Genomic DNA, 19315 nt, shown 5'->3' with positions numbered 1-19315 from the left:
CTACCGTGCTCACGGTTCCCCTTGTCACACCCGCGGAGGTGTCCGTCCGTGCCCACACCGCCCCGCACGCCCCCTCGCAGGCCCGTCCCCCGGCCGCCCGCGCCGGTCCGCCGGCGGCGACCGAGGCGGCCCCGGTGGGGGATGCGGATGGCGACCGCGCTGTCCGTGGTGGTCCTCGCGGCGGGCGGGATCGGGCACGCGGTGGTGACCGGCCTGGACACCGGGATCACCCGGGTCGACCCCTTCAAGGACATGAAGAACCGGCCGCAGGCCGGGCACGGGATGAACGTCCTCGTCGTCGGTACCGACGGCCGCGACCGGATCAGCCCGGAGGAGAAGGAGAAGTACCGGCTCGGCGGCGCGCCCTGCCACTGCACGGACACCGTGATGCTCGTGCACATCTCGGAGGACCGGGAGCGGGCGAGCGTGGTGAGCCTGCCCCGGGACTCGTACGCCGAGATGCCCGAGCACACCGACCTGACCAGCGGCAAGAGGCACAACTCCCACCCCGTGAAACTGAACGCCGCCTACGCGGAGGGCGGGCCCGGGCTGACCGTGCGGACCGTCGAGTCGATGACCGGCGTCAAGATCGACCACTATCTGGAGGTCGACTTCACCAGCTTCATGCGGACCGTGGACGCGATCGGCGGGGTGCAGATCTGCACGAGCCGGCCGGTCAAGGACTCCTACACCGGGCTCGACCTCGCGGCCGGCACCCATGAGCTCGACGGCGGGCAGGCCCTCCAGTACGTCCGCTCCCGGCACATCGACGGAGCCGCCGACATCGGGCGCATGCAGCGCCAGCAGAAGTTCCTGGCGGCGCTGATCGAGCGGGCGACGAGCGGCGGGGTGCTCCTGAACCCGGTGCGGTTCCGGGAGATGGCCACGACGATGCTGAGCTCGGTCCGGGCGGACGAGGACTTCGGTACGGATCAGATGCTGGCGCTCGCCAAGGCGATGCGGGGCTTCACACCGGCGTCCTCGGAGTTCGTGTCGGTGCCGATCGGCGACATGAGCTTCCCGGTCAAGGGGATCGGGTCGACGGTGAAGTGGGACGCGGCGAAGGCGCAGAAGCTGTTCCAGGCGTTGCGGGAGGACCGGCCGCTGGCGCCGGCCTCGCAGAAGCCGGCGGCCTCCGCCTCCGCCTCCGTCTCCGGGAAGGGCGCCGCCCCGCGGACGGCCGTCGTGGACGTGGCTCCGCGCACCATCCGGGTGCAGGTCTACAACGGAACTCGGACGGACGGACTGGGCCGGAAGGTGGACGACGCACTGCGCGCCACCGGCTTCGACACGACCCGGACGCCGATGACCGGGTCCGGTCAGGAGCGGGCGCGGACGCTCGTGGAGTACGACCCGCGCTGGGACCGCTCGGCGAAGTCCCTCGCTACGGCGCTGCCGGGGGCGGAGCTGCGGGCGGTGCGGGGGCGGGGCGGGACGCTGCGGGTGACGGTGGGGGCGGACTACCGGGGGGTCACGGGGGTCCGGGCGGAGGAACCGGGCCGGGGCGGCGGCCCGTTCGAGGCGGTGACCGGGGACCAGGTGGTCTGCCCTTAGGGGCCTTGAGGGGTACGCATCCGGAGGCGGGGCCGTGAGAGGTACGCCCCCGGGGGCGGGGCCCTGAGAGGTACGTCTCCGGGGCAGGGGCCGTGAGGGCGTACACGTCCGGGGGCGGGCCGTGAGAGGTACGTCTCCGAGGCGGTGCCGTGAGGGCGTACTCCTCCGGGGCGGGGGCCGCTCGTCGGCGGCCCCCTGGGCGTCAGTCCTCGTAGCCCTCGGCGGCACGGCGCTCGCGGAGGTCCTTGATGGCCTGGCGGCGGGCAAGGCGGTGGGTGCGGCGGATCTGGGCCTCCTGGTTGCGGCGCTTGTCCTGCTCCGTCTCCGGGACGACCTGCGGGACGCGCCGCGGCTTGCCGTCCGCGTCGACGGCCGCGAAGACCAGATAGGCCGAGCCGACCTGGGTGGCGGGCGTGGACTCGTTCCAGCGCTCGGCCATGACCCGTACGCCGACTTCCATGGACGACCTGCCGGTCCAGTTGACCTGGGCCTTCACGTGCAGGAGGTCGCCGACCCTGACCGGCTCCAGGAAGGCCATCTCGTCCATCGAGGCGGTGACCGCCGGGCCACCCGAGTGCCGGCCCGCGACTGCGCCCGCCGCGTCGTCCACCAGCTTCATGATCACGCCGCCGTGCACCGTACCGAGGAGGTTGGTGTCGTGGCTCGTCATGATGTGGCTGAGGGTGGTGCGGGAGGCCGAGGTGGGCTTGCCCGGGATATCGCCCTGTTCTGTCATGCCCTCCACCTTATGCCGGGTCGCACCCCTGTCCGGTTTGCATCAGCTTGGCAACAGCACCGGTCCGATTTTCCACCCGGCCTGTCCAGGGGATTCCCCCGCCCGGCACACTGGTCCGCATGAATGACTGGCCCGAAGACGGCGGACACGGCCGCAACGCGAACTCCCAGCCCGAGGGTGCTCGCAGGATGCGCCATGTGCAGCGCCCGCAGGCTCCGCAGCAGCCGCAGCACGGTTACGACCAGGGCTACGGCCAGGACCAGGGCTACAACCCGAACTTCACCCAGGCCCAAGGCTCGGGCTACGACTCCGGTTACAGCTCGGGCCAGGTCTACGGCGGCCCGCAGGGGGGCCGGCAGGGTGGTGGCGCCCAGGGCGGCGGCCCGGGCAACGTCCCGCCGTACTCCCCGCAGGGCCCCGGGCGCCCCGCCCCGGACTGGCGCAAGCGCGCCAAGATCGGTTCGATCGTCCTGGCCGTCGGCGTCCTCGCCTGGGGCATCGGCACGTACGCCTGGGCCAGCTCCCAGATGCGCAACGAGGTCGACCTCTCCAAGGTCATCGAGCGGCCGTCGGAGGGCGACTGCACGACGTACCTGATCGTCGGCTCGGACAGCCGCGAGGGCATGTCCGCCGAGGACAAGAAGAAGCTGCACACCGGCTCCGCCGAGGGCAAGCGGACCGACTCGATGATGATCCTCGCGGCCTGCTCCAGCGGGAACACGATGGTCTCGCTCCCGCGTGACTCGTGGGTGACGATCCCGTCCTTCGTCGGCTCCGAGTCGGGCAAGCAGTACCCGGCCCGCGGCGGCTCCAAGCTGAACGCGGCGTACGCGATGGACGGCCCCGAGCTGCTCGTGCGGACCGTCGAGTTCAACACCGGTCTGCGCATCGACCACTACGCGGAGATCGGCTTCGCCGGCTTCGCGAACATCGTGGACGCACTCGGCGGCGTGGAGCTCAACATCGAGAAGGGCTTCAAGGACAAGAAGTCCGGTGCCGACTTCCAGGCGGGCGAGCAGACCCTCAACGGCGAGCAGGCCCTGGCCTTCGTCCGGACCCGGTACGCCTTCGCCGAGTCGGACTTCGCGCGGACGAAGAACCAGCAGAAGTTCCTCTCCGCCCTGGCGAACCAGGCGGCGACGCCGGGCACGATCCTCAACCCGTTCGCGCTGTACCCGACGCTCGGCGCCGGTCTGGACACGCTGATCGTGGACAAGGACATGTCGCTGTACGACCTCGGGAAGATGTTCTTCGCGATGAAGGGCATCAGCGGCGGCAACGGTAAGTCCATGAACATGCCGCTCGCCGGCAGCGCCCCGCAGAACTCCTACAAGTGGGACATGCAGAAGGTGAAGCAGCTCGTCGAGCAGATCCGGAACGACGAGAAGGTCACGGTCGAGTCGAACCGCTGACCGGCGGGGCGACCGGCGGGTAGGGGCCTAGCCTGGGAGAGGGGCTCCTACCCGAGGTGGTGTGGTGTGCCGTGACCGAGGACAGCAGGTACTGGGCTTCTGGAAACTGGCAGGTCTCCGAAGGTGAGGTCGACGAGTTCGTCGACCGCTGGAGGGCCTTCCTCACCTGGACCAAGGAGGCCAATGACGGTTTCCTCTCAGCGCGACTCATCCATGATCTGAACGAGCCGCGCCACTTCGTCTCCTTCTCCTCCTGGCGGGACCCGGCCGCGATGAAGGAGTGGCAGGGCAAGCCCGAGTTCGCCGAGCTCTTCGGCGCCTGCAAGGCGCTGTGCGACGACATGTCGAGCGGCGGGTACGAACTGGCGGTGGCCGTCTGACCACCAGGTGCCGCTACTCCAGCAGGTCGAGGACGTCGGGCGGCTTCGGGATGTGCGGCGCGCACTCCGTGCAGGCGTAGACGTTGAACCCGGGGCCCGAGCCCGCGTGCACCTCGGAGACGATCACGGGGTCCGTGGTGAGCCCTTCGCAGCGGACGCACATCCGCACGGGTCGGCGCCCGGCCGTCACGCCGCACCGACGAGGTGCGTGTCGAGATCGATCCCGAAGTCGGCGGCGAGGACCAGCGCGAGGCGGCGGCTCCGCTGCTCGTGGGCCCGCAGGTACGGGCGTACCAGCGGGGTCTCTGTTCCGTCGAGCGGGGCGTCGAGCCCGTACGGCGAGCGCGGGGTGGGGAGTGCCCGGCGCGGGGGTGCGTCCGCGCAGGGGCGGTGCGTAGCGGCGACTAGCGGTGCGAACAGGAGCCTCGTCCAGCGCACGAGGGCGCGGATAGGGTGGGCCATGTCGGTCTGCTTTCGGTAGGTCGGATCGGCCATGCCCCGGGACGGCTCCACCCGTCGCCGGGGCTCTTGCGTTCTCTGATCGCAGCGTAGGGGAGGTGTACTACCCCCGTCTACCCCTGACTACCCCTGACTACCCCTGACTATCCCTGGGGGTGGCTATGGTAACCCGCAGGTAGCTTCCTAGGGTCGTGGGCCATGAGCATTGACCGGGAAGGCCCCATCCCGCCGTACAGACAGATCGCGACGATCCTGCGTGCGCGCATCGAGGACGGCACCATCGCGCCCGGCCGCCGTATCCCGAGCATGGTCGCGCTGGAGGCGGAGTACGGCGTGGCACGCGACACGCTCCGCAAGGCCGTGCAGGTCCTCAAGGACGAGGGGCTCGTGCACACGGTCACCGGCATGGGCGGCTACGTCGTCGACAAGGCCGCCGAGTAACCCGAAGGGCAGGGCGCGCCCCGGCCCCGGGCCAGGGCACGACTATGCTCGGGCAGGCATTCCGCCCGACGTCACTGGAGTACCGCATGGCCCTCAAGATCACCGTGATCGGCACCGGCTACCTCGGCGCCACCCATGCCGCGGCGATGGCGGAGCTGGGCTTCGAGGTGCTCGGCCTGGACGTCGTCCCCGAGAAGATCGAGCTGCTGTCCTCCGGACGCGTCCCGATGTACGAGCCGGGTCTCGAGGAGCTCCTCGCGAAGCACGTGGCCGGCATCGAGGGATCGACCGGCCGGCTGCGCTTCACCACCTCCTGGGAGGAGGTCGGCGCCTTCGGCGACGTGCACTTCGTCTGCGTGAACACCCCGCAGAAGCACGGCGAGTACGCCTGTGACATGAGTTACGTCGACGCCGCCTTCGCCTCCCTCGCCGCGGTCGTCCGCGAAGGGGCCCTCGTCGTCGGCAAGTCGACCGTGCCGGTCGGCTCGGCGGAGCGGCTCGCGGAGCTGCTGCCCGAGGGCGTCGAGCTCGCGTGGAACCCGGAGTTCCTGCGGGAGGGCTTCGCCGTCCAGGACACCCTGCGCCCGGACCGCATCGTGGTCGGCGTACAGGGCGAGCGCGCCGAGAAGACGCTGCGCGAGGTGTACGCGGTCCCCGTCGGCCAGGGCTCGCCCTTCGTGGTGACCGACTTCCCGACGGCCGAGCTGGTCAAGACGTCCGCGAACTCCTTCCTCGCCACGAAGATCTCCTTCATCAACGCGATGGCCGAGCTCTGCGAGGCCACCGGCGGCGACGTCGCCAAGCTGGCCGAGGCCATCGGCCACGACGACCGGATCGGCGCCAAGTTCCTGCGGGCCGGCATCGGCTTCGGCGGCGGCTGCCTGCCCAAGGACATCCGCGCCTTCATGGCCCGGGCGGGCGAGCTGGGCGCCGACCAGGCCCTGACCTTCCTGCGCGAGATCGACTCGATCAACATGCGGCGGCGCGGCCAGATGGTGGAGATGGCGCGCGAGGCCCTCGGCGGGTCCACCTTCCTGGGCCGGCGGGTGGCCGTGCTCGGCGCGACCTTCAAGCCGGACTCGGACGACGTCCGCGACTCCCCCGCGCTGAACGTGGCGGGCCAGATACACCTCCAGGGCGGCCAGGTCACCGTCTACGACCCGAAGGGCATGGAGAACGCGCGCCGCGTCTTCCCGACCCTGGGGTACGCCGAGACGGCCCTCGACGCGGTGCGCGGGGCGGACGTGGTGCTGCACCTCACCGAGTGGCGGGAGTTCCGCGAGCTCGACCCGGCGGAGCTCGCCGCGGTCACCTCCTCGCGGGTGATCCTCGACGGCCGCAACGCCCTCGACGGCGAGCGGTGGCGGGCGGCGGGCTGGACCTACCGGGCGATGGGCCGCCCGCGGGCCTGAGACGACGAGGAGGAGGAGGGGCGCACCGCCGTGGCGGTGCGCCCCTCCTCCGTAGGTGCCTCTCCGTCCCGTCAGGCCGCGGCCGGGCGGATGCGGTTCGTCCGCGCCAGGAACTCCGTCTCGCGCAGCGCGCTGGTGACGTTGGCGTGGGCCAGCCCGACCAGGTCCTGGGCGGGCCAGCCCCTGCGGAGGAGCTCCGCGAAGAGCGGTACGTAGCCGTGGGCCGGGTCGGTGGTGTGCGAGACGCCCGTCGAGCGGGGGCCCGCCTCCGTACGCACGCGGTCGAGGACGTCGGCGTCGGCGGCCGGGTCGTCCGTGACCGTGACCATGCAGACGGCGCCGTTCTCGCCGAGGAGCCCCAGCACGTCGTCCGGGAGGCCCTCCGGTGCCGCCCTGGTCAGCAGGGCCGGGGCCCGGGTGACCGCGAGGGTGCGGCGGACGGTGTCCTGGTCGGCGCCGGAGAGGTCCACGGCCAGGCCGAGTCGGTTCATCTCCCGTACGGCTTCGCGGGCGAAGCGGTCGAAGCGGGTGAGGTTCACGGCCCGTACGCCCAGGGCGTGGTAGGCCCGCAGGGTGGCGGCCGAGCCGCCGAGCGCGGGCCAGCCGACCGGCCCGAGCAGGGCCGCGACCCGGCCGCAGTTCCCGGCGTGGGCCATCTCGGACGTGCTGTGCACGAGGCGCAGGTCCTCGGGACACGCGGCGACGAGCGCGCGGATCGCGTCGATCCGCCGCAGCGTACCGATGACGCCCTCGTCGGCGTCCACGTACAGGGACCAGAACTGCGCTCCGGCCTCCCCCGCGCGAGCGGGCGGAAGGTCCTCGGGGTCGAGGGACGGGGGCAGTTCCGTGTGGCCCTCGACCACGGGCTGGGCGGCCAGGATGGCGCGGGCCCGGGCCGTCTCGTCGAGCGGGGGTGGGGACTCGGCGGGATCCAGCGCGCCGACGGCGGCGGGGGCGGCAGAGAAGGGGGAATGGTCGTCGAGATCTGCCATGGTGCTACTCCGAACTCGGTGATGCAGTACCGCCCCGCCGAGAGCGGCGGGGCAGTACCGTCCACCGTGCCACCGGCCGGGGACCGGGGCGCGACGGGGTAGACCGTCCGGGTGACGAGCCGGTTACGGAGCGTCCTGTGCCGCGGGGGCGTCCAGGACGTCGATCGTCGCGTTCGACGGGGACGTGCGGGAGCGCAGGTCGCGGGAGACCGCTTCCGCGTCGCGGAGGGCGCGGACCGCGTTGGACCAGGTCAGCTTGGCGAGGTCCGGGTGTGACCAGCCGCGGTGGAGGAGCTCCGCGATCAGGTTCGGGTAGCCGGCGACGTCGTCGAGGCCGGCCGGGGTGAAGGCCGTCCCGTCGTAGTCGCCGCCGATGCCGATGTGGTCGATGCCGGCGGCCTCGCGCATGTGATCGAGGTGGTCGGCGACCGTGGCCACGGTGGCGATCGGGCGCGGGTTCTCCGCCTCGAAGGCGCGGTGCAGCTTCATCGCCGCGGCGGTGGTGTCGAGGTGGTCGAAGCCGTGCGCCCGGAGGTTGTCGTCCGCCCGCGCGGTCCACTCGACGGCCGCGGGGAGGATGAACTTCGGCACGAACGTGGCCATCGCGACGCCGCCGTTGGCGGGCAGCCGCTCCAGGACGTCGTCCGGGATGTTCCTCGGGTGGTCGCAGACCGCCCGGGCCGAGGAGTGCGAGAAGATCACCGGCGCGGTCGAGGTGTCGAGCGCGTCCCGCATGGTCGTCGCGGCGACGTGCGAGAGGTCCACGAGCATGCCGGAGCGGTTCATCTCGCCGACGACCTGCCGGCCGAAGGCGGAGAGCCCGCCGACACCCGGCTCGTCGGTCGCCGAGTCAGCCCAGTCGTTGTTGTCGTTGTGCGTGAGCGTCATGTAGCGGACGCCCAGCGCGTGCAGCGCGCGCAGGGTGGCGAGGGAGTTGTTGATCGAGTGGCCGCCCTCGGCGCCCTTGAGCGAGGCGATACGGCCCTGCTTGCGGGCCGCCTCCATGTCGTCCGCCGTCAGGGCCGGGGCGAGGTCGCCGGCGTACCGCTCCAGGAGCTGGTCGACGACGTCGATCTGCTCCAGGGTCGCGCTGACCGCGTCGTCACCGGCCAGCCGGCAAGGGACGTAGACCGACCAGAACTGGGCGCCGACGCCACCGGCCCGCATCCGGAGGAGGTCGGTGTGGAGGGCGCCGGTCTGGTCGGCGCCGATGTCCATCCGGTCCAGGTCGTACCGCACGTGCTCGCGCAGCGCCCACGGGAGGTCGTTGTGGCCGTCGACGACGGGGTGGCCCGCGAGCAGCTCGCGGGCCTCCGCCAGACGGTCCGCCGCCGCGCTCACTTGGCGAAGCCGAACGACTCCGCGCCCTCGACCTTGGCCCGCAGGCGCTTGCCCTTCTCCGTGGCCTGGTCGTTGAGCTCCTGCAGGAACTCGTTCATCCGGGCGAGGAGCTCGGGGTCGTGCGCGGCGAGCATCCGGGCCGCGAGCAGGCCCGCGTTGCGCGCGCCGGCCACGGAGACCGTGGCGACGGGGACGCCGGCCGGCATCTGCACGATGGAGAGCAGCGAGTCCATGCCGTCGAGGTACTTCAGCGGCACCGGAACGCCGATGACCGGGAGCGGGGTGACGGAGGCGAGCATGCCGGGCAGGTGGGCGGCGCCGCCCGCGCCCGCGATGATCGCCTTCAGCCCGCGGCCCGCGGCCTCCTCGCCGTACGCGATCATCTCGCGGGGCATCCTGTGCGCGGAGAGGACGTTGACCTCGTACGCGATCTCGAACTCGTCCAGGGCCTGGGCGGCGGCCTCCATGACGGACCAGTCGGAGTCGGATCCCATGGCGATGCCGACGACGGGGGCGGTGCTCATGCTGCTCACTCGGTGATCGTTCCTCGCAGGTAGCCGGCGGCGTGACGCGCGCGCTCCAGCACGTCGTCCAGGTCGTCGCCGTAGGTGTTGACGTGCCCCACCTTGCGGCCGGGCTTCACGTCCTTGCCATACATGTGGATCTTGAGCTGCGGGTCCCTGGCCATGCAGTGCAGGTACGCGGAGTACATGTCCGGGTAGTCGCCGCCCAGGACATTGCACATCACGGTCCACGTCGCGCGCGGCCGCGGATCGCCGAGGGGGAGGTCGAGGACCGCCCGGACGTGGTTCGCGAACTGCGACGTGACCGCGCCGTCCTGGGTCCAGTGGCCGGAGTTGTGCGGGCGCATCGCCAGTTCGTTGACGAGGATGCGGCCGTCCGTGGTCTCGAAGAGCTCGACGGCGAGGTGGCCGACGACCCCCAGCTCCTTGGCGATGCGGAGCGCCAGCTCCTGCGCCTGCCCGGCGAGTTCGTCGTCGAGGTCGGGCGCGGGCGCGATGACCGTGTCGCAGACGCCGTCGACCTGACGGGACTCGACGACCGGGTAGGCCACGGCCTGGCCGTGCGGGGAGCGGACGATGTTCGCCGCCAGCTCGCGCGCGAAGTCGACCTTCTCCTCGGCGAGGACCGGGACGCCCGCGAGGAACGGGTCGCGGGCATCCTTCTCGGTACGCACGAACCAGACGCCCTTGCCGTCGTAGCCGCCGCGCACGGTCTTGAGGATGATCGGGAAGCCGCCGACCTCGGCCGCGAAGGCCACGGCGTCCGCCGGGTCCGCGACGATGCGGTGGCGCGGGCTCGGCGCGCCGATCTCGTCGAGCTTGGCGCGCATCACCCCCTTGTCCTGGGCATGCACCAGCGCGTCGGGCCCCGGCCGGACGGGGATGCCGTCCGCCTCCAGGGCTCGCAGGTGCTCCGTGGGGACGTGCTCGTGATCGAAGGTGATCACGTCACATCCGCGCGCGAAGTCACGCAGCGTGTCCAGGTCGCGATAGTCGCCGATGACGACCTCGCTCACCACCTGGGCCGCGGAGTCCTGCGGGGTGTCGCTGAGGAGCTTGAACTTGATACCGAGGGGGATACCCGCCTCGTGGGTCATACGCGCGAGCTGACCGCCGCCGACCATGCCTACTACGGGGAACGTCACCCTCTTAGGGTATCCGCACCATCAGGGAACACTCGTCCGCCTGTGCTTTGCGACAAGCACTGCGCAGGTGGAACCCGGCTTTCCCCGTGGTTTGCGAGGTACTCGGGCGGGTGACAGGGGGGCTGGTTAGCATGGTTGGGTTGACGTCGCCCGGACGTCACCCGGACGGACGGGACAGGCCCATCACCATGAGTGAACCCGGCGCGCTGCGCATGCGACTCAACGGGCTCTTCCGTGAGGTCGCCAAGTTCGGGGCAGTGGGGGCTGTCGGTGTCCTGGTCGACCTCGGGGTGTTCAACCTCGTACGGCACTTCACGGATCTCCCCGTCGTGCGCGCGAGCATCATCGCCACGCTGGTCGCGATCGCGTTCAACTACGTGGGGTTCCGTTACTTCACGTACCGCGACCGGGACAAGAGCAGCCGCACCAAGGAGATGTCGCTCTTCCTCCTCTTCAGCCTGATCGGTCTGGTGATCCAGAACGGTCTGCTGTACGCGGCGACGTACGGCTTCGGCTGGGACGGGCCGCTCGCGAGCAACTTCTTCAAGTTCTTCGGCATCGGCATCGCGACCCTGTTCCGCTTCTGGTCGTACCGCACGTGGGTGTTCCGCGCGCTGCCCGCGAAGGAAGCCGTGCAGACCGCCGAATCGTTCCTTGAGCAGCCTCCGCGCCAGGCGGCCCACCGTCAGCCCGACCGCGTCTGAGCCTCCGGCCCCGCCTCAGCGGACGGGGCGCTCCCGCGCGTCGTCCGAGACGCTCCTGACCTCCCGGCTCAGGAAAAGCGCGAAGACCGGCGGGTGCTGCTGGAGGAGCTCCAGGCGCCCGCCGTCCGCCTCCGCCAGGTCCCGGGCGACGGCCAGGCCGATCCCCGTGGAGCTGCGGCCGCTGACGGCCCGCTCGAAGATCCGCGCGCCGAGGTCGGACGGGACGCCGGGGCCCTCGTCCGTGACCTCGATCACCGACTGGTTGCCCGTGACCCGCGTCCGTACGGCGACGGTGCCGCCGCCGTGCATGAGCGAGTTCTCGATCAGCGCCGCGAGGACCTGGGCGACCGCGCCCGGGGTGCCGACGGCCCGCATCCCCTGCTTGCCCGAGTGCACGATGGCCCGCCCGGCGCTGCGGTAGGCCGACCGCCACTCCTCCAGCTGCTGCTTGACGACCTCGTCGAGGTCGAAGGCGACGGCGGAGCCCGTACGGGGGTCGCGGGAGTTCGTCAGGAGCCGTTCGACGACGTCGGTGAGCCGCTCGACCTGCGTGAGCGCGATCGTCGCCTCCTCCTTGACCGTGTCCAGATCGTCGGCGAGGGCGACCTCCTCCAGGCGCATGGAGAGGGCCGTGAGGGGCGTACGGAGCTGGTGCGAGGCGTCGGCGGCGAGCCGGCGCTCGGCGGTGAGCATCCGGGCGATGCGCTCGGCGGAGGCGTCGAGGACGTCCGCCACCCGGTCCAGCTCGGGCACCCCGTACCGCCGGTGCCGGGGCCGGGGGTCGCCCGAGCCGAGGCGCTCGGCGGTCTCGGCGAGGTCGGTCAGCGGCGACGCCAGCTTGTCGGCCTGCCGGACGGCGAGGAGGACGGCGGCGATGACGGCGAGCAGCGCCACCGCGCCGATGATCAGCAGGGTGCGGCCGACCTCGGCGGTGACCGCGGAGCGGGACTCCTCGACGACCACGGTCTCGCCGCGCTCACCCTCGGCGAGGCCGCGGATGACGTCCCCGCCGGGGCGGGTGCCGATCTCGATGGTCTCGCGGCCGGGGATGCGGATCTGTGCGTACCGCTTGGCGCCGCTCTGCTCGGCCAGGATGTCCGGATTCACCGGCTCGCCGCCGATGAGCCGGCTGTCGACGATGGAGACGATCCGCAGCGCCTCCGAGTCCACGCTCTCCTGGGCGCTGCTGGAGATCGTGCGGGTCTCGACGATGACGAGCGAGACACCGAAGACGGCGATGACGACGAGCACCACGGCGAGCGTGGAGTTGATCAGACGGCGGCGCACGGCGCCCCTAGCTCTTTTCGAAGCGGAAGCCGACACCGCGCACGGTGGCGATGTAGCGCGGGTTGGCGGCGTCGTCGCCGAGCTTCTTGCGGAGCCAGGAGATGTGCATGTCGAGGGTCTTGGTGGAGGACCACCAGGTGGTGTCCCAGACCTCCCGCATCAGCTGGTCGCGGGTGACGACCCGGCCGGCGTCCCGGACGAGGACCCTGAGCAGGTCGAACTCCTTGGCCGTGAGCTGGAGCTCCTCGTCGCCCATCCAGGCGCGGTGCGACTCGACGTCGATCCGGACGCCGTGGGTCGAGGGGGCGGTGACGGGCTCGCTGGAGCCGCGCCGGAGCAGGGCCCGGACCCGGGCGAGGAGTTCGGCGAGGCGGAAGGGCTTGGTGACGTAGTCGTCGGCGCCCGCGTCGAGCCCGACGACGGTGTCGACCTCGTCGGCCCGCGCCGTGAGGACCAGGATCGGCACCGCGTGACCCTCGGCGCGCAGTCGGCGGGCGACCTCCAGGCCGTCCATGCCGGGCAGTCCCAGGTCGAGGACGACCAGGTCCACTCCGCCCTGGAGTCCGGCGTCGAGGGCGGTCGGACCGTCCTCGCGGACCTCGACCTCGTACCCCTCTCTCCGCAGGGCGCGGGCCAGCGGTTCCGAGATGGATGCGTCGTCCTCGGCGAGCAGTACACGGGTCATGGGGTGATGGTAGTCCGCACCGCCACCGGGCCGTGGCGGGATCGGCCCGGCCCCGGTGACCCCTGGGGATCCTGTGGGCATCTTGCTCATGACCTTCGAATAGCCTTGTTCGGTTGCACCTCCACCTGTGATCCATCTCTCAAGTCCTTCCATATCCGGCACTGTCGTGTCGTATGGTGGCGAGACGTCTGTAGCGGTAAACGGGGACCTTTGGCCAGCTTCATGCGCCAAGGTCCTCTTTCTGCGTGAGGTCGGCCCCGCCGGTCTCGAGGACAGTGAACGACCTGTGGGCCGGGTTCCGGGACGCGATGACGCGACTCCCGGGGCGTGGATCCCGGTGGAGTCCAACGGCTCCGCCGGTGCCGGCCTCCCCCACCGGGCGCATCACGCTCACAAGGCGTGCGTCCCGACAGAGCAAGGATCGACATGGCGTCCAGCCTGACGAAGGACTCGGCCGAACTCGGCTACGAGAAGACCTTCCTCGGCCACCCCCGCGGCCTGGCCACCCTCTTCATGACCGAGATGTGGGAGCGCTTCTCCTACTACGGCATGAGGGCCCTTCTCGTCCTGTACCTGGTCTCCGGCGGCGTGGACGCCGCTACGGGCAGCCAGGGCGGCGGCCTCGCGATGACCGCGGCGACGGCGACGGCGATCTACTCCGTCTACGTCTCGATGGTCTACCTCATGGCCATGCCCGGCGGCTGGTTCGGCGACCGCGTCTGGGGCGCCCGCAAGACCGTCGCGATCGCGGCCTCCGTGATCATGCTCGGTCACGTCTCGCTGGCCATCCCCGGCCAGGCGATGTTCTTCGTCGGCCTCGCGCTCGTCGCGGTCGGCTCCGGTCTGCTCAAGGCCAACATCTCGACGATGGTCGGCCACCTCTACAAGGGCGCGGACGACCCCCGCCGTGACGGTGGCTTCACGCTCTTCTACATCGGCATCAACCTGGGTGCGTTCTTCGCTCCCCTGGTCATCGGCACCGTCGGCGAGAAGGTCAACTGGCACCTGGGCTTCGCCCTCGCCGCCGTCGGCATGGGCCTCGGCCTCGCCGTCTTCCTGGCCTTCGGCAAGACGCTGAACCCGAAGAGCAGCGAGGTCCCGAACCCGCTGACCGCCGCCGAGCGCAAGGCCGTCATCACCAAGGTCGCCGTCGTCGCCGTCCTGGTGGCCGTGTTCTACGGCGCCGTGGTCGCCTTCGGCATGTACACCCTGAACTGGGCGATGGTCCCGATCACCCTCGCCGGTCTGATCATCCCGGTCGCCGTCCTCGCGCGCATCAAGCGCGACAAGGACCTGACCTCCGGCGAGAAGTCCCGCGTCACCGGCTACATCTGGTTCTTCGTCGCCGCGGCCATCTTCTGGATGATCTACGACCAGGGCGGCTCGACGCTGTCGCTGTTCGCCGACGCCAAGACCTCGGACACGATCTTCGGCCTCGGCTTCCCCGCCACCTGGTACCAGTCGCTGAACCCGCTGTTCGTCATGGCGCTGGCCCCGATCTTCGCCTGGCTGTGGCTGTGGCTGGCGCGGAAGAACCAGGAGCCGAACACCATCGTGAAGTTCGCGATGGGTCTGGTCCTCGTCGGTGCGTCGTTCTTCGTCTTCATCGTCCCGATGAACATGGCGGGCGGCGGCGACAAGGTCTCCCCGATGTGGCTCGTCTCGATCTACATGATCCAGACCATCGGTGAGCTGTGCCTCTCCCCCGTCGGCCTCTCCGTCACCACGAAGATGGCGCCGCAGAAGTACGCCTCCCAGATGATGGGTGTCTGGTTCCTCGCCGTCACCGCCGGTGACTGCACCACGGGTCTGCTCTCCATCGCGGGAGTCGACCTCAACGGCACAGGGATCATCGCCATGCAGGCGACGCTCGCCGTCGCGGCGGGCTTCGCGATCTACATGTACCGCAAGAAGGTCCAGGGGCTCATGGGCAGCGTCCACTGACCTGCGCCCTTCTGTACGCGCGAAGGCCGCCGCACCGGTTCGGTGCGGCGGCCTTCGCCGTTCTCGGCTCCCTCAGCGCCGCAGTCGCGCCCACGGTGTGAAGGTGAACACCGCCCCGCCGAGGAGGATCACCGTGCCCGCGACCAGGGCGAGGGCGCGCAGGGCGCCGTCGCCCTCGGAGCCGGTCTCGGCGAGGTTCTCACCGGAGGAGCCGCCGGAGGCCGAGCCGGAACCCGAACCCGAGCCGGAGCCCGAACCCGAACCCGAGGCGCTCGAACCGCCGTCCGAGCCGCCGCTCGCCCCGCCTGCCTGCTTGCTCGTGTCCAGCTCCAGGGAGGCGTTCACCGCGCCCTTGACCTGGCACGGAATGTCCATCTTCGCCTCGCCGAGCGTCACCTTGATGGTCAGCGCGCCCGGGCTGAGCGTGGACTTCCCGGTCGCGCCGGGCTTGTACGTGCCCTTCATGTCCTCCAGGCTCACCGGTGCGCCCGCCGCGACCGCGGTGGGGTTGGGGGCGCCGGTGACCGTCACCGTGCCGCTGTCGGCTCCGCCGATCTTGACCGCCATGGTGGGGACGAGCGCCCCCTTGGGGAGCGGAGCCGGGCTGTCCATGACGCCCTTGGCCGTCTTGACGGTGAGCTCGTAGACGGCGCCGTTCTTCTTCGCGCTGATCGTCACCTTGGAGTTGATGTTCGGCGGTCCGGGGGACGTGCAGGTGAAGGCGACGGCGACCTCCTTGCCGGGGAAGTCGGTCTGCCCGCCGCTGCCTCCGGAGGAGCCGCCGCTGCTGCTACTGCCGGATGTGGAGCTTCCTCCAGCGGTGGAGCTCCCTCCCGTGGTGGCGCCGCCGGAGGAGGTGGAGCTGCCGCCCGACGTCGTGGTCGAGCCGCCCGTACCGCCGCCGGTGCCCGTGTGCCCACCGGAGGTCGTGGTCGTACCACCGCTCGTGGTGGTCGTACCGCCCGAGGTCGTGGCCGTACCGCCCGAGGTGCTCGTACCGCCGCTCGTGCTCGTACCGCCGCTCGTGGTCGTACCGCCCGAAGTGGTCGTCGTCCCACCGCTCGTGGTCGTACCGCCTGAGCTGGTGCCGCCGGCCGCCGTCACCTTGATCGTCGCCGCGACCGGAACCGCTTCCTTCGGTGCGCACTTCGTGTCCGTCGACAGCGGCTTGGACACGTTGATCGTGTACTTGTCGGGCGTCAGCGTGACGTCGCCCGCCTTGTCCAGCTTCAGCTTCCCCTTCATCTCGGGCAGCACCATCGGGCTGTTCTTGGGGATCGGCGGGTTCTTCCGCGGACCCTCCACGGCGACGGTGCCGCTCCCCGCGCCGCCCACCGTGAGGACACCGCTCGGCTTCACGGTGTCCGCTCCGAGGTCGAGCACGTCGGGGTTCTTCGAGGCGGCCTGGACCGTCTTCCAGACGATCTCGACCTCGTCGCCGACCTTGGCCTCCGCCGGTGCGGTGATGAGCACCTTCGTGGTGCCCTGCACCGGCGGGAGCCCGGAGATGGGCGGGGGGACGCACTCCGTCTTGTACGAGACCTCGGCGGCCTGTGCGGGGCCGGCGGAAATCAGGATCCCCGCGCCGCCGAGCATCAGCGCGACCCCGGCCGCGCTCATCCTCCGTTGCGTACTCACGCATGTCCCTTCGTCGTCGGACTGCTCTCTGGCGCTGACGGTGCGGAGTCAGGGCTGAACCACGGCAGGACCGTGGCCGGTTCGTCGTCCCTCGCGTCCCCGGTGGCGGGGGCGGGGACGGACGTGCGGGTGGTACGGCGGCGCGGTGCGGCCGTACGGGGGAAGCGGAGGCCCGGGCGGCCGGCGGACGGGCGCCCCGCGGCGGGGCGTCCGGCGGCGGGGCGGACGCGGTCCACCACGGCCATCCCGATCCGGAACAGCGCGGCCGGCACGACGACGGCGAGCAGCACCCAGAAGAGCGTCACGCCCCAAGGACGGCCGACCCCCCACGGCTGCTCGACGAGGACCTTGCCCGCGTACCGCACGGAGACCTGGTAGTCGCCGTGCGCGCCCGCCGTGAGTTCGGCCGGGAGCCGGACCAGGGCCTTCTTGCCGGGTTCGATCGTGCCGCGCCACTGGCGTTCCTCGTACTGCGGCGCGAAGACACCGTGGCTCGTGCCGACTTCGAAGACCGGGTCCTTGACGGCGGCCGATCCGAGGTTGCCGACGGTGAAGACGACCTCGCGGCGCGGCGGCGCCCCGAACCAGACGAGGAGGCCGCTGGAGCCGTCGAGGCGGACGGCCGCGAGGACGGCGAGCCGGCCGTTGCCCGAGGGCTCGGGGAGCGGGGCCGTGGGATGACCGGCGACCGTGAACTCCTTGTCGACCGCGTCCTGTTGGCCGGTGACTCCGGCCACGTGCACGACGCAGGGGCAGGGCTTGGGCGGTTCCGCGACCGGGAGCTTCGCGCTGAAGCCGCCCCGGGCGTCGACGGTGGCGGCCCGGCCCTCGCTGTTGGCACAGGAGTTGGTGCCGCCGATGACGCCCGTGCCGGGCGCGGACTGGCCGCAGATCAGGAGCATGAGCAGCGCGCCGGGTTTCCAGCCGCTGCCGCTGACGGTGATCGTGCCGCCCTTGCCGCCCTCGGCCGCCGAGAGCTCGACGACGGGCCCGGGCGCGGCCGTCGCGCTGACCGCGGCCGGCAGCGCGAGGGCGAGGGCCGTGAGCAGGGCTGTGACCAGGGCCGCGGCCGTACGCGACCGCCTCGTCGGCCTCATGTTGTCGCTCCCGTCGACGCTTGCGGGGTACGGGTACGGGGACCCGCGCCCGTACGGCTTCCGGCCGCCCTGCCCCGTCGCCGTACCGCCCACGCACCGGCGCCCGCCGCGGCGAGGAGCGGTGCGGCCGCACCCCCGAGGGCAGGGAGCTCGACGAAGGCGGCCTCGGCGCGGGCGGTGGCGTCGGGCGCGCCGGGGGCGCGGGCGGTGAGCCGGACGGTGACCGAGTCGAGGGCGGGCGGGTCCGGCCAGGGTTCGGTGCGGGCGGCCCGCTCGCCGGGGCGCAGGGTGAGCGGCAGGGCGCGCTCCGGCCGGTCGAGGACCGTGCCGAGGAGCCCCTCGGCGCGGACGGCGAGCGTCGGGGCGAGGACGGTCGTCCCGCGGTTGACCAGGGTGTAGCGGAGGGCGCCGGTGGCCTCGTCGACGCGGACGTCCTCGACGGTGAGCGCGGCGAGGCGCGGGCCGCTCACCCGCAGGAGCAGGTCCACGCTCAGCTCGCGTCCGGCGGCCGTGGCGCGCACGGTGCCGCGGTGGTCGCCGGGCGGGGTGTCCGCGGTGACGGTCACGGCGAACGGCACGTCGGCCCGGGTCCTGGCCGGCACGGTGACGGTCCGCGCGGCGAAGGCCACGGGCGCGCCCTCCCCCGCGAGCCGTACGGTGAGCGGCCGCCCGCCCGGATTGGTCACGGACAGGCTGTCCTGGAGGACGCTCCCCGCGGGGCCCTCCAGATAGGCGTACGGCCGTCCGGCGGCGGGGGCCGCCGTCCAGGTCCCGTCTCCGGGGGGAGCCGCCGCGACCACGCCGACGAGGGCGGTCGCGGCGGCCACGAGCCCGGAGCGCGCCGCCGCCCGCATCAGCGTGCCGTGCGCCGCGTGAGCCAGAGGACTCCGGCGGCGCCGGTCAGCAGGACGGTTCCGCCGAGGGTCCCGAGGGCGAGGGCGGAATCGAGCGGGCCGGTCTTGGGCAGTTCGGACCCGGAGCCGTTGTCGTCGCCGCCGTCGTCGGCGGCGGGCGGGGGCGTGTCGTCCCCACCGGAGAGCCCCGTCACCTCCAGCTCCAGGGAGGGCTTGGGGTTGTTCTTCGGGGTGCAGACGGCCGCGTCCATGCCGAGGGCGTGGACGGTGAGCGTGCCGGCGGTGAAGGTGACCTTGCCGTTCGTCTTCGGCGTGAACGTCCCCGTCAGGGTGCCGATGGCGATCGGGGTGTCCGGCGGGATGGCCACGGTGTTCGGCGTGCCCTTGACCTTGACCGTGCCCTCGGCGGCGCCGCCGAGGACGAGCTCGGCGCGCGGGGTCATGACTCCCTTGGGGAGTTCGATCGGGCTGTCGGAGACGCCCTTCTCGAAGGACATCGTGATCGTGTAGCCGCTGCCGCTCTTGACGGCCTTGATGTCGACGGGCGAGACGGCGCCCTTCGGCCCGATCTTGGTCTCGCACGCGTAGTTCACGTCGACGACGGTCGCCCGGGCGGCCGGTGCGGCGGTCAGCACGGCGGCGCCCGCCACCGCGACCGCCGCCGTGAGACCGGCGGCCGTTCTCCTTCGGTTCGGCACCTTGGACACCCG

At 71.7% G+C, this 19315-nt stretch carries 19 protein-coding genes; 7 read left to right on the top strand and 12 right to left on the bottom strand.

The annotated features are described in order from the left end of the window. Window positions 1-48: 48 nt before the first annotated feature. A complete protein-coding gene (locus tag IE124_RS14405; RefSeq protein WP_440862308.1) occupies window positions 49-1554 on the top strand; it encodes an LCP family protein in 1506 nt (501 codons plus the stop codon). A gap of 202 nt (window positions 1555-1756) precedes the next feature. Here the strand turns inward: IE124_RS14405 and IE124_RS14400 are convergent, their stop codons facing one another. Continuing rightward, window positions 1757-2290: an acyl-CoA thioesterase gene (locus tag IE124_RS14400; protein ID WP_055643142.1), complete on the bottom strand. Its 534-nt coding sequence runs from the start codon at window positions 2288-2290 to the stop codon at window positions 1757-1759. 119 nt (window positions 2291-2409) lie between these two features. On the opposite strand from IE124_RS14400, the gene IE124_RS14395 reads away from it, so the two are divergent. Beyond that, entirely contained in the window at window positions 2410-3702 is a 1293-nt protein-coding gene (locus IE124_RS14395) for an LCP family protein (RefSeq protein ID WP_189508101.1), read from the top strand. 71 nt (window positions 3703-3773) lie between these two features. Then, window positions 3774-4082, top strand: coding sequence for an antibiotic biosynthesis monooxygenase family protein (locus IE124_RS14390; RefSeq protein ID WP_189508100.1), 309 nt, complete (start codon window positions 3774-3776; stop codon window positions 4080-4082). Between the two features lie 186 nt (window positions 4083-4268). On the opposite strand, the gene IE124_RS14385 is transcribed toward IE124_RS14390, so the two are convergent. Continuing rightward, window positions 4269-4544 (bottom strand): hypothetical protein, encoded by a 276-nt coding sequence (locus tag IE124_RS14385; protein ID WP_189508169.1) that lies wholly within the window; start codon window positions 4542-4544, stop codon window positions 4269-4271. Between the two features lie 195 nt (window positions 4545-4739). On the opposite strand from IE124_RS14385, the gene IE124_RS14380 reads away from it, so the two are divergent. Further along, window positions 4740-4982 carry a GntR family transcriptional regulator gene (locus tag IE124_RS14380; RefSeq protein WP_189508099.1) on the top strand — a complete coding sequence of 81 codons (243 nt, stop codon included), beginning with the start codon at window positions 4740-4742 and terminating at the stop codon, window positions 4980-4982. Between the two features lie 86 nt (window positions 4983-5068). Next, entirely contained in the window at window positions 5069-6394 is a 1326-nt protein-coding gene (locus IE124_RS14375; RefSeq protein WP_189508098.1) for a UDP-glucose dehydrogenase family protein, read from the top strand. A 71-nt stretch (window positions 6395-6465) separates the two neighbouring features. Here IE124_RS14375 and IE124_RS14370 read toward each other — a convergent pair whose 3' ends face one another. From IE124_RS14370 to IE124_RS14355, 4 genes are all read right to left on the bottom strand, one after another. Continuing rightward, window positions 6466-7386 (bottom strand): membrane dipeptidase, encoded by a 921-nt coding sequence (locus tag IE124_RS14370; RefSeq protein ID WP_189508097.1) that lies wholly within the window; start codon window positions 7384-7386, stop codon window positions 6466-6468. A 123-nt stretch (window positions 7387-7509) separates the two neighbouring features. Next, a complete protein-coding gene (locus IE124_RS14365) occupies window positions 7510-8727 on the bottom strand; it encodes a dipeptidase (RefSeq protein WP_189508096.1) in 1218 nt (405 codons plus the stop codon). Further along, complete coding sequence (gene purE, locus IE124_RS14360; RefSeq protein WP_150269639.1) at window positions 8724-9251, bottom strand: 5-(carboxyamino)imidazole ribonucleotide mutase; 528 nt, start codon at window positions 9249-9251, stop codon at window positions 8724-8726. The genes IE124_RS14365 and purE overlap by 4 nt, the downstream gene beginning before the upstream one ends. Window positions 9252-9256: 5 nt before the next feature. Continuing rightward, entirely contained in the window at window positions 9257-10396 is a 1140-nt protein-coding gene (locus IE124_RS14355; protein ID WP_189508095.1) for a 5-(carboxyamino)imidazole ribonucleotide synthase, read from the bottom strand. A 188-nt stretch (window positions 10397-10584) separates the two neighbouring features. Here IE124_RS14355 and IE124_RS14350 point away from each other — a divergent pair, with 188 nt between their 5' ends. After that, on the top strand, window positions 10585-11100 hold the full coding sequence (locus tag IE124_RS14350) for a GtrA family protein (protein ID WP_189508094.1): 516 nt from the start codon (window positions 10585-10587) through the stop codon (window positions 11098-11100). A gap of 15 nt (window positions 11101-11115) precedes the next feature. On the opposite strand, the gene IE124_RS14345 is transcribed toward IE124_RS14350, so the two are convergent. Both IE124_RS14345 and IE124_RS14340 read right to left on the bottom strand, forming a co-directional pair. Then, window positions 11116-12387 (bottom strand): sensor histidine kinase, encoded by a 1272-nt coding sequence (locus tag IE124_RS14345; protein WP_189508093.1) that lies wholly within the window; start codon window positions 12385-12387, stop codon window positions 11116-11118. Window positions 12388-12394: 7 nt separating this feature from the next. Beyond that, window positions 12395-13072 (bottom strand): response regulator transcription factor, encoded by a 678-nt coding sequence (locus tag IE124_RS14340; protein WP_189508092.1) that lies wholly within the window; start codon window positions 13070-13072, stop codon window positions 12395-12397. A gap of 426 nt (window positions 13073-13498) precedes the next feature. Here IE124_RS14340 and IE124_RS14335 point away from each other — a divergent pair, with 426 nt between their 5' ends. Further along, the gene (locus IE124_RS14335) at window positions 13499-15016 is read left to right on the top strand and encodes a peptide MFS transporter (RefSeq protein WP_189508091.1); all 1518 of its coding nucleotides are present in this window, start codon (window positions 13499-13501) and stop codon (window positions 15014-15016) included. A gap of 72 nt (window positions 15017-15088) precedes the next feature. Here IE124_RS14335 and IE124_RS14330 read toward each other — a convergent pair whose 3' ends face one another. Genes IE124_RS14330 through IE124_RS14315 form a run of 4 tightly spaced genes read right to left on the bottom strand, consistent with a single transcriptional unit; the run spans window position 15089 to window position 19303 of the window. Continuing rightward, a complete protein-coding gene (locus IE124_RS14330; RefSeq protein ID WP_189508090.1) occupies window positions 15089-16636 on the bottom strand; it encodes a hypothetical protein in 1548 nt (515 codons plus the stop codon). Between the two features lie 14 nt (window positions 16637-16650). Further along, complete coding sequence (locus tag IE124_RS14325; RefSeq protein ID WP_189508089.1) at window positions 16651-17751, bottom strand: neocarzinostatin apoprotein domain-containing protein; 1101 nt, start codon at window positions 17749-17751, stop codon at window positions 16651-16653. Continuing rightward, window positions 17748-18605 carry a hypothetical protein gene (locus IE124_RS14320; RefSeq protein WP_189508088.1) on the bottom strand — a complete coding sequence of 286 codons (858 nt, stop codon included), beginning with the start codon at window positions 18603-18605 and terminating at the stop codon, window positions 17748-17750. Before IE124_RS14320 ends, IE124_RS14325 begins: the two co-directional genes overlap by 4 nt. Further along, window positions 18605-19303 carry a peptidase gene (locus IE124_RS14315; RefSeq protein ID WP_189508168.1) on the bottom strand — a complete coding sequence of 233 codons (699 nt, stop codon included), beginning with the start codon at window positions 19301-19303 and terminating at the stop codon, window positions 18605-18607. The genes IE124_RS14320 and IE124_RS14315 overlap by 1 nt, the downstream gene beginning before the upstream one ends. Between the last annotated feature and the right edge of the window lie 12 nt (window positions 19304-19315).

This window comes from Streptomyces narbonensis (assembly GCF_014649015.1).
In the GTDB taxonomy this organism is placed as follows: Bacteria; Actinomycetota; Actinomycetes; order Streptomycetales; family Streptomycetaceae; genus Streptomyces; species Streptomyces narbonensis.
Note: the sequence above shows the minus strand (reverse complement) of the source record. Positions and strands in the feature narration are given on the sequence as shown.

Excerpts from the sequence above, each read along its gene's own strand:
- IE124_RS14385 (WP_189508169.1), bottom strand. The coding sequence starts at position 4,544 with ATGGCCCACCCTATCCGCGCCCTCGTGCGCTGGACGAGGCTCCTGTTC.
- IE124_RS14380 (WP_189508099.1), top strand. The coding sequence starts at position 4,740 with ATGAGCATTGACCGGGAAGGCCCCATCCCGCCGTACAGACAGATCGCG.
- IE124_RS14330 (WP_189508090.1), bottom strand. The coding sequence starts at position 16,636 with ATGAGCGCGGCCGGGGTCGCGCTGATGCTCGGCGGCGCGGGGATCCTG.
- IE124_RS14320 (WP_189508088.1), bottom strand. The coding sequence starts at position 18,605 with ATGCGGGCGGCGGCGCGCTCCGGGCTCGTGGCCGCCGCGACCGCCCTC.
- purE (WP_150269639.1), bottom strand. The coding sequence starts at position 9,251 with ATGAGCACCGCCCCCGTCGTCGGCATCGCCATGGGATCCGACTCCGAC.
- IE124_RS14350 (WP_189508094.1), top strand. The coding sequence starts at position 10,585 with ATGAGTGAACCCGGCGCGCTGCGCATGCGACTCAACGGGCTCTTCCGT.
- IE124_RS14325 (WP_189508089.1), bottom strand. The coding sequence starts at position 17,751 with ATGAGGCCGACGAGGCGGTCGCGTACGGCCGCGGCCCTGGTCACAGCC.
- IE124_RS14375 (WP_189508098.1), top strand. The coding sequence starts at position 5,069 with ATGGCCCTCAAGATCACCGTGATCGGCACCGGCTACCTCGGCGCCACC.
- IE124_RS14370 (WP_189508097.1), bottom strand. The coding sequence starts at position 7,386 with ATGGCAGATCTCGACGACCATTCCCCCTTCTCTGCCGCCCCCGCCGCC.
- IE124_RS14335 (WP_189508091.1), top strand. The coding sequence starts at position 13,499 with ATGGCGTCCAGCCTGACGAAGGACTCGGCCGAACTCGGCTACGAGAAG.
- IE124_RS14395 (WP_189508101.1), top strand. The coding sequence starts at position 2,410 with ATGAATGACTGGCCCGAAGACGGCGGACACGGCCGCAACGCGAACTCC.
- IE124_RS14340 (WP_189508092.1), bottom strand. The coding sequence starts at position 13,072 with ATGACCCGTGTACTGCTCGCCGAGGACGACGCATCCATCTCGGAACCG.
- IE124_RS14400 (WP_055643142.1), bottom strand. The coding sequence starts at position 2,290 with ATGACAGAACAGGGCGATATCCCGGGCAAGCCCACCTCGGCCTCCCGC.